This window comes from Streptomyces sp. NPDC058000 (assembly GCF_042886435.1).
GTDB lineage: Bacteria > Actinomycetota > Actinomycetes > Streptomycetales > Streptomycetaceae > Streptomyces.
On record NZ_JBHVQS010000042.1, the window covers coordinates 25,095 to 38,242 of the forward strand.

General features: G+C 72.8%; 11 protein-coding genes and 1 other RNA gene. 3 read left to right on the plus strand and 9 right to left on the minus strand.

Annotated elements, in window-relative coordinates:
- Positions 1 to 195: 195 nt before the first annotated feature.
- Positions 196 to 1,608, minus strand: a complete 1,413-nt coding sequence (locus ACFVT2_RS30545) for a nitrate/nitrite transporter (protein WP_390023018.1) — start codon at positions 1,606 to 1,608, stop codon at positions 196 to 198.
- A gap of 704 nt (positions 1,609 to 2,312) precedes the next feature.
- On the opposite strand from ACFVT2_RS30545, the gene ACFVT2_RS30550 reads away from it, so the two are divergent.
- Positions 2,313 to 4,217: an asparagine synthase-related protein gene (locus ACFVT2_RS30550; protein WP_390023020.1), complete on the plus strand. Its 1,905-nt coding sequence runs from the start codon at positions 2,313 to 2,315 to the stop codon at positions 4,215 to 4,217.
- Positions 4,218 to 4,278: 61 nt separating this feature from the next.
- On the opposite strand, the gene ACFVT2_RS30555 is transcribed toward ACFVT2_RS30550, so the two are convergent.
- The gene (locus tag ACFVT2_RS30555; protein WP_390023022.1) at positions 4,279 to 4,815 is read right to left on the minus strand and encodes a DUF4232 domain-containing protein; all 537 of its coding nucleotides are present in this window, start codon (positions 4,813 to 4,815) and stop codon (positions 4,279 to 4,281) included.
- Positions 4,816 to 4,999: 184 nt separating this feature from the next.
- Positions 5,000 to 5,992, minus strand: a complete 993-nt coding sequence (locus ACFVT2_RS30560; protein WP_390023024.1) for a LysR family transcriptional regulator — start codon at positions 5,990 to 5,992, stop codon at positions 5,000 to 5,002.
- Between the two features lie 146 nt (positions 5,993 to 6,138).
- On the opposite strand from ACFVT2_RS30560, the gene ACFVT2_RS30565 reads away from it, so the two are divergent.
- Entirely contained in the window at positions 6,139 to 7,410 is a 1,272-nt protein-coding gene (locus tag ACFVT2_RS30565; protein ID WP_390023026.1) for an MFS transporter, read from the plus strand.
- Positions 7,411 to 7,520: 110 nt separating this feature from the next.
- Here ACFVT2_RS30565 and ssrA read toward each other — a convergent pair.
- The 5 genes from ssrA to ftsE form a co-directional block, all read right to left on the minus strand.
- Positions 7,521 to 7,891: a transfer-messenger RNA gene (gene ssrA, locus ACFVT2_RS30570) on the minus strand.
- Between the two features lie 124 nt (positions 7,892 to 8,015).
- Positions 8,016 to 8,510: an SsrA-binding protein SmpB gene (gene smpB / locus ACFVT2_RS30575; RefSeq protein ID WP_390023027.1), complete on the minus strand. Its 495-nt coding sequence runs from the start codon at positions 8,508 to 8,510 to the stop codon at positions 8,016 to 8,018.
- Between the two features lie 18 nt (positions 8,511 to 8,528).
- Entirely contained in the window at positions 8,529 to 9,737 is a 1,209-nt protein-coding gene (locus ACFVT2_RS30580) for a S41 family peptidase (protein ID WP_390023029.1), read from the minus strand.
- A gap of 67 nt (positions 9,738 to 9,804) precedes the next feature.
- Entirely contained in the window at positions 9,805 to 10,716 is a 912-nt protein-coding gene (gene ftsX, locus ACFVT2_RS30585; protein ID WP_390023030.1) for a permease-like cell division protein FtsX, read from the minus strand.
- A gap of 9 nt (positions 10,717 to 10,725) precedes the next feature.
- Positions 10,726 to 11,415 (minus strand): cell division ATP-binding protein FtsE, encoded by a 690-nt coding sequence (ftsE, locus tag ACFVT2_RS30590; RefSeq protein ID WP_100604605.1) that lies wholly within the window; start codon positions 11,413 to 11,415, stop codon positions 10,726 to 10,728.
- A gap of 407 nt (positions 11,416 to 11,822) precedes the next feature.
- On the opposite strand from ftsE, the gene ACFVT2_RS30595 reads away from it, so the two are divergent.
- Complete coding sequence (locus ACFVT2_RS30595; RefSeq protein WP_390023032.1) at positions 11,823 to 12,014, plus strand: hypothetical protein; 192 nt, start codon at positions 11,823 to 11,825, stop codon at positions 12,012 to 12,014.
- A 141-nt stretch (positions 12,015 to 12,155) separates the two neighbouring features.
- On the opposite strand, the gene ACFVT2_RS30600 is transcribed toward ACFVT2_RS30595, so the two are convergent.
- Entirely contained in the window at positions 12,156 to 13,076 is a 921-nt protein-coding gene (locus ACFVT2_RS30600) for an LPXTG cell wall anchor domain-containing protein (protein WP_390023034.1), read from the minus strand.
- Positions 13,077 to 13,148: the final 72 nt, after the last annotated feature.

The following is a 13,148-nucleotide window of genomic DNA, read 5'->3' on the forward strand; positions in this document are numbered from 1 at the left end:
CCGTCCCGCTCCGCCCAAGTGGTCTGCTGCGCCGTACGTCCCGGTGTCGCGGGGCGCTCCCGTCCGTCGTACGCCCGGGTGTCGCCGCGGCTCCGGCACACCCTCGCAAGGTGTCGAGCCTGCCAACGGCACATGACAGGCCCGGTGCGTCAGTATTTCCCTCCTGTTACGGCCGCGCCTCTTGGGGCGCGGTTTTCAGACGTCGGCGTACGCGGGACGGCGCGCCGCCCCGTCCGCGTCCGCGACGGCCGGCCCGCGCTCCGGGCGGCGCAGGTACACCGCCCAGGTGACCACCCCGCACACCGCGTAGTACGCCAGGAACGCGGCGCACGCCGGCACCCCGGAGCCGGTGGCGGCGAACGCCTCCCGGAAGGCGAGGTTGATGCCCAGCCCGCCGAGCGCGCCCACCGCCCCGATCAGCCCCATCGCGGCCCCCGAGAGCCGCCGCCCGGACGCCGCGGCCGCCTCGCCGGTCAGCCCACGGCGGTGCGCCCGGGCCAGGAAGATGCCCGGGATCATCTTGTACGTGGCGCCGTTGCCCAGGCCGGTCAGCAGGAACAGCGCGGTGAAACCGACGAGGAAGAGCGGCAGCGAGCGCATCGCCGAGGCGATCAGCACCACCCCGGTGGCCAGGCCCATCGCCGCGAAGTTCCCCAGGGCGATCCGCGCGCCGCCGTACCGGTCCGCCAGCCATCCGCCGGCCGGTCGGGCCAGCGACCCCAGCAGCGGCCCGATGAAGGTCAGCGACGCCGCCTGGAGGGGCGTACGCGCGAACTGGGTCTGCAGGACGAGCCCGAAGGCGAAGCTGTAGCCGATGAACGACCCGAAGGTCCCGACGTAGAGCAGCGCCATCACCCAGGTGTGCCGGTCCCGGGCCGCCTCGACGACCGCGCCGGTGTCGTTGGTCACCGTCGCGAGGTTGTCCATGCGCAGCGCGGCCAGTACCGCCGCGAGCACGATCAGCGGCAGGTACACGGCCAGCACGAGCCGCGGCTGCGCGGCCCCCACCGTCCCGATGACCAGCAGCCCCAGCAGTTGCACCACCGGCACCCCGAGGTTGCCGCCGCCGGCGTTCAGCCCCAGCGCCCAGCCCTTCTTCCGCAGCGGGTAGAAGGAGTTGATGTTGGTCATGGACGAGGCGAAGTTCCCACCGCCGACCCCGGCCAGCGCGGCCACCGCCAGGAACACCCCGTACGACGTCCCCGGCCGCATCACCACCGCCGCCGCGATCGCCGGCAGCACCAGCAGCAGCGCGCTGAAGACCGTCCAGTTGCGCCCGCCGAACCGCGCCACGGCGAAGGTGTACGGCACCCGCAGCACCGCCCCCACCAGCGTCGGCACGGCCACCAGGAAGAACTTCGCGGCCGGGTCGATCCCGTACTCCGGGCCCATGAACAGCACCAGCACCGACCACAGGCTCCACACCGAGAAGCCGATGTGCTCGGTCAGCACCGAGAAGACCAGATTGCGCCGGGCGATCCGCTCCCCGGACTCCCGCCAGAACACCTCGTCCTCGGGGTCCCAGCGCTCGATCCAGCGCCGCCCCTTCCTGGGCCGGCCACCCGCAGTCCGGGTGCCGGCGGTCTCCGTCGCGCTCTCGGCCGTCATCGCGCCTCCCAAGGGTCGGTTCGGTCCGCGGACCGGGTCCGTCCCCGACGCTAGGGACGACGGGTTACCGCCCTGTGGCAGCACGTGACCAGCGCGAAACCTTGCGCTCACGCGGTGCGGATGCATGCGGTGAGCCACCGCGGCACACCCGCGGCGTACGGAGCCCGGGCGGTGCGCCACCGTGCACCACGCGCCCCCGCGTTCACCCGAACGGGGTAATGGCACGTGCCGCGGACACTGCCAGCCTTTTCCTCCGACGCACGGAGTGACCAGCCCACCACACTCCGTCGCCGACGCGGAGGCGCCTCCCGTCCGGCGGCGGCCGTTCCCCCCTGCCAGGGCGCCACACCCACCCCCGCAGGGATGCCGGGCACCCTCGGACACCGGAAGGAAAGGGATGCGATGCACCGATCACCGCAGCGGATCACCGGCGGACGGTACGGCTCCTGACACCCCCCGGCCGCCGCGCGATCCCCCCGCCGGGGCACCTCCCCGCCCCGGCACCACCGAGGGCCGGTCCGGCAGGTCGCGACCGGACCGCCCCGGGCCCCGCCCTTCCCCGAGCTCTCGACTCCTCCCCCGAGCTCTCAACTTCGTTCGAGCAGGGGGGACCCCCACGCGCAGGGGAGACCCCGATCCCCTCAACGACGCCGCTACCCGGCGCCACCCGCCGTCTCGCCCCGAGGCCAAGGAGCGGTACCCCCGTGGACTTCCTGGTGTTCCCCGACCACCCCGTCGCCGACCGGCTCGCCGCCCGCCTGCCCCGGACCCCGGCCACCCACACCGTCACCCACCTCTCCGGCCGCCCCTGGATCGTCGGCCACTGGCGGCGCGAGGAAGTGGTCACCGCACGGGTCGGCCCGCGCTGCGCGGTGCTGCTCGGCACGACCTCGGCCACCCCGGACGCGCTGGCCCGGCTGCTGCGCCGACTGCGCGGCCTCGGCGACCTCGCCGGGCTCCGCCACGAACTCCCCGGCAGCTTCTTCCTGTTGGCCTGCATGGGCGCCGAGGTCCGCGCCCAGGGCAGCCTCTCCGCGGTCCGCCAACTGCACCGCACCGACCTCGCCGGCCTCACCGTCCTGGGCAGCCGCCCGCAGGACCTGGCCGCGCTGGCCGACGCGGCGGCCGCCGCCGGCCTGCCCGGCGCCCCGCGGACCGGCACGGTCGACGAGGAGGCCCTGGCCACCCGCCTGCTCGCGCCCGGCACCCCGCTGCCGCTCGCGCTGCGCACCCCCTGGCGCGCGGTGCACGCCGTACCACCCGGCCACTGCGCCACCCACGACCCGGCCGGCCGCTACCGCGAGGACCGCTGGTGGCACCCGCCGGAGCCGGACCTCCCGCTTCCGGACGCCGCCGAGGCCGTACGGGAGGCCCTCAGCGCCGCCGTGCACGCCCGGACGCACCGGGCCACCCTCAGCGCCGACCTCTCCGGCGGCCTGGACTCCACCAGCCTGTGCTTCCTGGCCGCCCGCGACGGGACCGAGCTGATCACCACCGCCTGGGAGGGCCGCGACCCGGCCGACGACGACCCCCTGTGGAGCGCCCACAGCGCCTACCGCCTCAGCCAGGTCCGCCGCGAGGGCCGCCACCTCCCCCTCCCGTACACCGACGCCCCCACCTGGTACACCCCGCCCGCCCAGCCCGCGCACACCGACCCCGCCGGGCCGCTGGCCGCCGTCCGGGAGGCCGCCCGGCTGGTCCACCAGGCGCGGCTGGTCGCGAAGTTCGGCTCCCGGATGCACCTGGCCGGCGTCGGCGGCGACGAGTTGTTCGCGCTCCGGCCGGTGGCGCTCAACTCCCTGGCCCGCGGCGACCTCCGCGAAGCCCTCCGGCTGGCCCGCCGGGCCCGGCGGCTCGCCCCCTGGACGCTGCCGGCCACCGTGCGCACCCTGCTCGGCGGCCGCTGCTACCCCCGGTGGCTGGCCGCCGGCGCCGACCGGATCGCCCCCGGCGCCCGTCACCGGCCCGACGGGGCGGACTGGGAGGAGCTCCCGGCGATGCCGCCCTGGGCGCATCCGGACGCGGTCGCCACGGTCCGCCGGCTGCTGCGCGCGGCCGCCGCCGCGGCACCGGAGCCGTTCGACCCGCTGCGCGCCCAGCACGAACTGGCCGCCGCCGCGGTCCGGGCCGGCGAGCGGGTGCGCGGCGTCGACGCGCTGACCTCGGCGCACGGCGTGGCGTACGAGGCGCCGTTCCTGGACGACGCGGTGATCGAGGCGGCGTTGGCGGTCCGGCTCGCGGACCGGGTGCCGGGCGACGGCGGCAAACCCGTGCTGGTCGCGGCGATGCGCGGCACCGTGCCCGGCCCGGTCCTGGGCCGCGGCGGCCGGCGCGCACACAGCGCGGAGCTGCACGCCGGGCTGCGCCGGAACCGCCGGGCGCTGGCCGCGCTGTGTGCGGACTCCCGGCTGGCGGCGCTGGGCCTGATCCGCCCGGAGGCACTGCGTCCGGTCCTGACGTCCCTGCAACCGGACACCGCTGCGCTGCGGCCGCTGGACCCGACCCTGGCCGCCGAGTTCTGGTTACGGAGCCGCCCGACCCCGCCGGCCTGCGACGCCGTCCCGGCACCCACCGCCCGGCTGCCCGCCCCGACCGGCGAGGGCGGCTGAACCGCGCCCGCTGGAAGTCCGCCGGGCGGCCGGCTCGGCGGTCAGTTCCAGCCGATCGTTCTCAGCCGGTCAGTTCGACGGGCGGACCCATCCAGATCGTCTGGTCGCAGATGTTCATCCGGGTCTTCTTGCCCTTTTCGTCCCGGACCTTTATCGACTTCTGGTGGTGGTCGCGGGGCGCGCCCACCACCGCCTCGTCATTGCTGACCAGGCAGTCGGCGGGCGTCATACCGGGCCCGTGGTCCTTGTAGCGCAGGCTGGTCGTCACCGTGCCACCGCGCCCGAGGTCTATCGGCATGGTGCGGCCCTGCCCCTTGCCGTCCGACTCCGGCCCCTTGCCGACGTGGACCGCGAACGTGGGGAAGCCGTCGAAGACGCACGGCTGCGAGCCCTTGTTCACGCCCGAGAGCCGGGCCTCCCGATGGGTGCTGTGCGGCGTCTCCTTGAGGACGGTGACCTTCCAGCTCAGGCCCTTGGTCTTGCAGTTGGCGTGCAGTGCCGCCATCCGCCCCGAGCCGCAACCGGTCAGACCCAGCCCGGCGGTAACGGTCAAGGCGAGTGCGGCCACCGCCGTCGCGAGCACGGAACGTCGCTGCACGACTCCCCCTTGTTCCATCCGTTTGTCCTGTTCACACACATCGTTCGCACGCGATTTCCTTCCGTAAGGAAGGAATTTCGGTGCGGTTGGTTGCCTGCGCGCGGGGACGGATACGCATCCCGTAAAGAGACATCGATCACGTCGCGGTCGCGCGCTCCCCGTCACCGGGGCGCCCGGCGGGATCCTACGGCCCCTCGACTCCCGCCGCGGCCACCCCCATCGCCGTGGCATCCGCCGCCGGCAGCCACCAGTCGTCGCCGGGGAGCGTCAACCAACCCTCCCGGGCGCCCAGTTCCCGGGCCGTGGCACGCAGCGCGTCCAGCCCGGGATGCCGCAACCCCCGCCGCCACACCATCCCCACCGGCGACAGTGGCACCGGATCCACCACCGGCCGCAGCACCATCCCCGGCACCTCGATGAACTCCGTACTCGCCAGCACCGACCAGCCGTGCTTGCGCACCACCCGGACGGACTCCTCCGCCCCCTCGATCTCCGGGAACGGCTCCGCCATCGCGATCCCCCGCCCCGCGAAGAGCCGCGCCGCCAGATCCGTCCACTCCACGGTGTGCGGGTTCCCGGCAGCCGCGTAGAGCGTCTCACCGGCCAGCCGGCCCAACGGTACGGCGGCGGCACCGGCCAGCGGATGGTCCGCGCGCAGCAGCACCGCCATCGGCTCCAACCGGACCGGCTGGTGGCCGAGCCCGGCCCGGGCCGGGGCCGACAGTCCCGCGAACCGCCCGAAGGAGACGTCCAGCCGCCCGGCCGCCAACGCCGCGGCGGCACCGGTCAGCCCGCCGTGGAACCGCGCGACCAGTTCGCAACTGTCCGGCACCCGCCGCCGGGCCTCCGCCAACACCCGGTACGCGGTCCCGACCGGCGCCCCCACGTCCACCACCAACGGCCGCGCGGTCTCCGCCCGGAAGGCCGCCGCCAACTCCTCGTGGGCCGCCAACACCCGCCGCGCGTACGGCAACAGCCGCTCGCCCTCCGCGGTCAGCGTCACCTGCCGGGTGCTCCGGACGAACAGCTGGGCCGCCAACTCCCGCTCCAGCCGCCGGACATCGCGGCTGAGCGCCTGCTGGGCGACGTAGAGCCGGGCGGCGGCCCGGGTGAAGTGCAACTCTTCGGCGACGGCGATGAACGCCCGCAGCAGCCGGGGGTCGATGTCGTACGGCACCGCCCCATCCTCACACCGGACACCGGCCCCGCACACCGAGTTCCCGCACCTCAGACGCCCCCACCCGGACACTCACAACACAACTGCGTCAATCGCCCCGGCCAGGTGTTGGACGATCACCGGGTCCCACCGCGACCGTTGCAGACATGATCCTCTTCCTGGCCGCCCGCCCCGTGGCACCCCGGACCGTACGCCCCCGCCCCGCCCGCCGACGCTCCCCCTACGCCCGGCTCTTCACCGTCCCCGGCACCCGCGCCTTCACCGCCGCGGGCCTCCTCGCCCGACTGCCGATGGGGATGCTCAGCGTCAGCGCGGTCCTGATGATCGCCGGCAGCCGCGGCTCCTACGCCCTCGCCGGGGCGGTCACCGCCACCGGCCTGGCCGCCACCGCACTGGTCGGCCCCTGGACCGCCCGGCTCGTCGACCGCCACGGCCAGGCCCGGATCGCCGTCCCGGCCACCGCCGTCGCCGCCCTCGGCTCGCTCTCCCTGCTCCTGTGCGTCCGCGCCGGCGCCCCGGACTGGACCCTCTTCGCCTCCTACGCCGCCACCGCCACCACCCCCAACACAGGCGGCATGTCCCGCGCCCGCTGGGCACACCTCTTCCGCGACGACCCGGCCGCCCGGCACACCGCCAACTCCTTCGAGCAGGCCGCCGACGAACTGTGCTTCCTGCTCGGCCCGGTCCTCGCCACACTGCTGTGCACCACCGTCGCCCCGGAGGCCGGCACCGCCGTCGCGGCCGCCCTGCTGCTCACCGGCGTCCTGCTCTTCGCGGCCCAACGCCGCACCGAACCGCCCGCCGTCCCGCGCCCGCCCGGCCGCACCCTCGGGGGGACCCCCACCCCACTCCGCACCCGCGGCCTGCCACCACTACTGCTCACCTTCCTGGCCACCGGCGCGGTCTTCGGCTCCCTGGAAGTGGCCACGATCGCCTACGCGGACGCACACGGCTTCCGCCCGGCGGCCGGCGCACTGCTCGCCCTCCAGGCGGCCGGTTCCGGCGCGACCGGACTGCTGCTCGGCCTGCTGCCACCGGCGGCCCGACCCGCCCGGCGCTTCCTGGGCTGCGTCGCCGCGATGGCCGCGCTGCTGACCCTGCCGCTGCTGGCCGCCTCCACGGGCGCGCCGGCGCTGCTCGCGGCCGCCCTGCTGACGGCCGGGACGGCCACCGCCCCGACCATGGTCACCGGCATGGGCCTGGTCCAGTCCCGCACCCCGGCGGGCCGGCTGAACGAGGGGATGACGCTGGCGGTGACCGCACTGCTGACCGGCATCGCGACCGGCTCCGCGGCCGCCGGCTGGGCCGCGGACCACCTCCCGTCGCCCACCGCCGGGTACGCCGTACCGACCGCGGCGGCGGCCCTGGCCCTGGCGATCACCGCGACGGCCGCGGGGGCCCCGGCCCGGCGGTCCTGATGGCCAGCGGACGGGCATCCGGCCCGGCACCGAACGGGCCGGGGCCGGGCGGGCAAACGAAAGCCCCGCCGTTCCGTTCCGGAACAGCGGGGCTCTCATTCACATGGGAATTGTGGAGATGGCGGGAATCGAACCCGCGTCCAACGGTGCAGAATCAGGGCTTCTCCGAGTGCAGTCTGCTGCGATTTTCTCAGCCCCGGAGATCACGCAGACAAGTCTCCGACGGGCTCAGTCACTGTTAGTTGTCCTTACTGCACCCCGTGACCGGGTTCAGAAGTGAAGTCCCCTAGCTGATGCCAGGATCCGGGTCGGGAACAGCCCCGGGCTGACACTTCGCAAGTCGCTACTTAGGCAGCGAGGGCGAAGGAATCGCGCTTGGTGTTGGCGATTATTGGTTGCGACATATGGTTTACGAGATCATTGCCGCTTCCTCGACTCGCTTCCCCTGCTTCGACATCCGCTGTCGAAACCGATCATCCCCATGTTTTCTTTTCAAGGTGGTGCCACACCCTCGCGGGGTGTGCCCCCATCGTACGTGACCAACGCACGAGGGTGCCAGCATATTCCCGGCGACCGCTGCGGACCCGGTCCGGCCGCCGGGAACATCAGGCCCGCTGCCGGCGCCGGACCGCCGAGATCGCCCGGTCCGTCTCGCGACGGTCCTGCTGCTCGCGCAGCGTCTGCCGCTTGTCGTACTCCTTCTTGCCCTTGGCCAGTGCGATCTCGACCTTGGCCCGGCCGTCCTTGAAATACAGGGACAGCGGCACGATCGTGTGGCCCGAGTCCTGGGCCTTGACCTCCAGCTTGTCGATCTCGGCGCGGTGCATCAGCAGCTTCCGCTTCCGCCGGGCACTGTGATTCGTCCAGGTGCCCTGCGCGTATTCCGGGATATGTACGTTGTGCAGCCAGGCTTCGCCGCTGTCGATCTGGACAAATCCGTCCACGAGCGACGCCCGGCCCTGACGCAGCGACTTCACCTCGGTGCCGGTCAGCACCAGACCACACTCATAGGTGTCCAGAATGTGGTAGTCGTGCCGCGCCTTCTTGTGCTGCGCGACGAGCTTGCGCCCGTCGTTCTTCTCTTTGCCCTTGGTAGCCATAGTGCGGCCATTTTCGCACTACGTACCGGTGCCGAGGCCACTCAATACTGTGCGGGCCCGTTTCTCGGCATGATCCTCGACGATCAGGTCCGGGGTGATGCCGGCGCCGTCCACCGCCCGGCCGGCCGGGGTCCGGTAATGGCCGACGGTCAGCTCCGCGACCGAACCGTCCGGGAGCTCGCTCGGCATCTGGATCGAGCCCTTGCCGAACGTCGGGGAGCCCACCACGACCGCCCGACCGCGGTCCTGGAGGGCTCCGGACAGCAGCTCGGCGGCGCTCATCGTGCCGCCGTCCACCAGCACGACCAGGGGGGTCCGGGTGTCGCCGGTGCCCGCGGCGTACAGGGCGCGTTGGCTGCCGTGCACGTCGTAGGTGGCGACCAGGCCGCCGTCGAGGAAGACCGAGGCGGTGGCGACGGCCTCGCCGACCAGGCCGCCGGTGTTGCCGCGCAGGTCCAGCAGCAGGCCCTCGCGCGGATCGGCGGTGCGCACCGCACGGCGGACGGCGGTCCCGGTGCCCTTGGCGAACGCGGTGATCTTGATGCGGGTCGGGCCGTCGGCGCCGACCGGGCGGTCCACGGTGACGTTCTGGGTGTGCAGGCGGGTGCGGTGCAGGGTCACGCTCCACTGGCGGGCAGCGCGCCGGAGGTCCAGCCGGACGGGCGTACCGGCGGCGGCGCCGGAACCCTCGGGGCCGTCGCCGCGCAGCCGGGCGACGGTCTCGGTGACCGGCCGGCCCTGGGCGGGGCTGCCGTCGACGGCGTCGAGGCGGTCGCCGACGGCGATGCCCGCGCGCGCCGCGGGGCCGCCGGGCTGGACCCGGGACACCGTGATCCGGCCACCTTCCTGCTGCCGCACCCACAGTCCGACGCCCACGTAAGTGCCGCCCAACTGGGCCTGGAAGTCCTCGAATTCGCCGGGGGTGTAGACCGTCGACCAGCGGTCGCCGCTGCGGCTGACGACGTCGTCGGCGGCCTGCGCACCGGACTTGCCGTCCGCGGCGGCCTGCGCCGCGGCCCGTGCGGCCCGCGCCGCCCATCCGACGGATGCCCGGTCGGCGACCGTGCCGTCGGCGGGGCGGCTGCGGGCGGCGGGCTCGGCGACGTCCGCGGCGTCGTCCCAGGTGCCGGTGGCCGCGCCCGCGGCGAGCACCCCGGTGAGGAACAACGTCAGGGCCGCCCCGCGGCGGATGCGGCGGGGCCGGTCGTACGAACACGGGCCCGACATGCCGGTGAGTCTAGGCGACGAAAGGGCGCCGTACGGTGAGTTGACCGTACGGCGCCCTTGGCGAAGCTCACACCTTGAGGTACTTGCGCAGCGCGAAGAACGCGGCGAGCGCGGGCATCAGCAGGCCGATGAGGAGGACCAGCGGGAGCACCGCCAGGACGGAGTCCCAGCCGATGAAGTTGACCACCTGGATCTGCTTGGCCAACCACTGGTTGATCATGAAGTACTTGCCGCCGACGAGCAGGACGCAGGCGAACACGGCGCCGATGAGGCCGGCGATCGCGGCCTCCATGATGAACGGCATCTGGATGTAGAAGCTGGACGCGCCGACCAGCCGCATGATGCCGGTCTCCCGGCGGCGACTGAACGCCGACACCCGCACGGTGTTGACGATCAGCATCAGCGCCACCACCAGCATCAGACCCATGACGCCCAGGGCCGCGTACCGCATGCCGTCCAGGAGGCGGAACAGCGGCTCGACGGTGTCCCGTTGGTCCTGCACCTGCTCGACGCCGGGCCGTTCGGAGAACGCCGACTTGATGACGTCGAACTTCGTCGGGTCCTTGAGCTTGACCCGGAAGGACTCGGGCAGTTGGTCGGGCGTCACCAGCCCGGCCACGGGCGTGTCGCCGAACTGCTCCTTGTAGTGCGTGTACGCCTGGTCGCTGGTCTCGTGCTCCACGTTCTGCACCAGCGGCAGCCGGTGCAGCTCGGCCAGGATGTCGTTCTTCTGCTGCTCGGTCGCCGCGCCCTTGGCGCAGTTGGCGGCCGTCTCGGCGTCGTTCTTGTTGCAGAAGAAGATGGAGACGTTGACCTTGTCGTACCAGTAGCCCTTCATCGTGCTGACCTGGTCGCGCATCAGCAGCGAGGCGCCGAACAGGCCGAGCGAGAGGGCTACGGAGACGATGACGGCGAAGGTCATCGTGAGATTTCGGCGGAGACCGACGCCAATCTCCGACAGGACGAACTGGGCGCGCATGGCGTCCTTTCAGTGCTGGTAGCCGTACACGCCGCGCGACTGGTCGCGTACGAGCCGGCCCTTCTCGAGTTCCATGACCCGCTTGCGCATCTGGTCGACGATCTGCTGGTCGTGGGTGGCCATGACCACCGTCGTCCCGGTGCGGTTGATCCGGTCCAGCAGCTTCATGATGCCGACGGAGGTCTGCGGGTCGAGGTTGCCGGTGGGCTCGTCGGCGATGAGCAGCAACGGGCGGTTGACGAAGGCCCGCGCGATGGCGACGCGCTGCTGCTCACCGCCGGACAGCTCACCCGGCATGCGGTCCTCCTTGCCGCCGAGGCCGACGAGTTCGAGGACTTCGGGCACCGTCTTGCGGATCTGTCCGCGCGGTTTGCCGATCACTTCCAGGGCGAAGGCGACGTTCTGTCCCACCGTCTTGTTGGGGAGCAGCCGGAAGTCCTGGAAGACCGTGCCCACCTGGCGGCGCATCTGCGGCACCTTCCAGTTGGAGAGCTTGGCCAGATCCTTCCCCAGTACGTGGACGGCGCCATGGCTGGCGCGCTCCTCGCGCAGGAGCAGTCGCAGGAAGGTGGACTTACCGGAGCCCGAGGAGCCCACCAGGAAGACGAACTCGCCGCGCTCGATCTCCAGGGAGACGTCCCTGAGGGCGGGGCGGTTCTGCTTCGGGTAGGTCTTGGAGACGTTGTCGAATCGGATCACAGATGCACCACGGTCGACCTGGGTAGGGGCACGGGTTGCCGGTCGAGGCTCCCGTCGGTGAGCGTGACCCTACGCGAACCTCGAGTGGGGGCGAAGTCGTCGTGGGGGGTTGGTGGGTTTCTTCACGACACCTATGGGACAAAAGGCGCACAATTCCGGACGGCGGGCGGGAGGAAGCTGTGCGGCGGGCGGGAGAGAGCCGCACGGATGGGTGGGAGAAGGCTGCGCGGATGGGCAGGAGAAAGCCGTGCGGGCGGGCGGGTGAGACCCGTGCGCGGGGGAGGGAGAGACCCGTGCGGGCGGTAGGGAGAGATCCGCGGGGCGCGCCGTACGGCGACGGAGCTGGCACAGTGGTAAGGGAACCGACGCGCCTCCCGGTGCGTTGGTGCAGTGAGTAAGGAGGTCGCATGACGTACGACCGATTGGTGTGCGCCAATTGCGCGGCCCCTGTGAGCGAGGGCCGCTGCCCCGTGTGCCGGGCCAACAGGGAACGACTCCAGCAGCAAGCAGGCATTTTCGGCCAGCTCAATCCCGTGGTGCTGGCTGCCCTGCTGATCGCCGTGATCGCGGTCGCGGTGCTGCTCCGCCAGGCCGTCTAAGGGCCCGCACCCGACCGCGGTGCCGCAGGGTGAAGGTGCCGCCGCGCAGCGTGTCCGAAGAGTGCTCCGCCTCATCCAGATACGCCCGAGGGGCCCGGGACGCACAGCGTCCCGGGCCCCTCGTCGTGTGCCGCGTCAGCGTCAGGCAGCCGCCGCGCCGCCGCCGTTCTTGTTGATCAGACGGGGCAGGACCCGGAAGCCCACACCGCCGGCGATCATCGTGGCCGCACCGATCAGCAGGAAGGTGGTGCCGGACGAACCGGTTTCCGCCAGCTGCTGACCACCCTTGGCCTGCTGCTTGGCCTGGCCGGGGGTGTCGACGACCTGCTCCTTGCCCTGACCGGGCTGCTCGATCGGCTTGGAGCCCTCGTTGTCGGTGCCGGTACCGGTGCTGTCGCCGCCGGTGCTGCTGCCGCCGGTGCTGCTACCACCGGAGTGGCTGCCACCCGTGCTGCCGCCACCGGTGCTGCTGCCACCGGAGTGACCACCGGTGCTGCTGCCGCCGGTCTGGCCGCCGGAGGTCTGACCGCCGGTGTGGCCACCGGTGGTCTCGCCGCCGGAGGTCTGGCCACCGGTGGTCTGGCCGCCGGTCGTCTCGCCACCCGTGGTCTGACCGCCGGAGGTCTGGCCACCGGTGGTCTCGCCGCCGGTCGTCTCACCGCCCGTGGTCTCGCCGCCCGTGGTCTGACCGCCAGTGGTCTGGCCGCCGGTGGTCTCGCCACCCGTGGTCTCGCCACCGGTGGTCTGACCGCCGGAGTTCTGGCCACCGGTGGACTCGCCACCCGTGGTCTGACCGCCGGAGTCCTGGCTGCCGATCTCGCCGCCGGAGGAGCTACCACCGGTGGACTCGCCACCCGTGGACTCGCCGCCGGTGGAGCTACCGCCGCCCGTCTCGTGGCAGAACAGCCTGAGCACGTCCCACGGCTTGCAGACTGTGCCGCCGCCCTGGCCCTGGCCCGTCTCGGCTGCCGATGCCGCGCCGGCCGCGGTGAGCGACGCACCGGCCGCGATCACCGCACCGGCCGCAATGCGCGCAACGCGCAGCCGCGTCTTCTTCGTCATGTACTGCTACCCCCAGTAGCTGAACTCGTCATTGGAGCACCGCCTCACGGGGCAACGACCGATGGGGGTACG

What these genes read in the sequence shown, in the direction of transcription:
- ACFVT2_RS30545 (WP_390023018.1), bottom strand. Translation starts at nt 1,608, where the DNA reads ATGACGGCCGAGAGCGCGACGGAGACCGCCGGCACCCGGACTGCGGGT.
- ACFVT2_RS30565 (WP_390023026.1), top strand. Translation starts at nt 6,139, where the DNA reads ATGATCCTCTTCCTGGCCGCCCGCCCCGTGGCACCCCGGACCGTACGC.
- smpB (WP_390023027.1), bottom strand. Translation starts at nt 8,510, where the DNA reads ATGGCTACCAAGGGCAAAGAGAAGAACGACGGGCGCAAGCTCGTCGCG.
- ACFVT2_RS30580 (WP_390023029.1), bottom strand. Translation starts at nt 9,737, where the DNA reads ATGTCGGGCCCGTGTTCGTACGACCGGCCCCGCCGCATCCGCCGCGGG.
- ftsX (WP_390023030.1), bottom strand. Translation starts at nt 10,716, where the DNA reads ATGCGCGCCCAGTTCGTCCTGTCGGAGATTGGCGTCGGTCTCCGCCGA.
- ACFVT2_RS30595 (WP_390023032.1), top strand. Translation starts at nt 11,823, where the DNA reads ATGACGTACGACCGATTGGTGTGCGCCAATTGCGCGGCCCCTGTGAGC.
- ACFVT2_RS30600 (WP_390023034.1), bottom strand. Translation starts at nt 13,076, where the DNA reads ATGACGAAGAAGACGCGGCTGCGCGTTGCGCGCATTGCGGCCGGTGCG.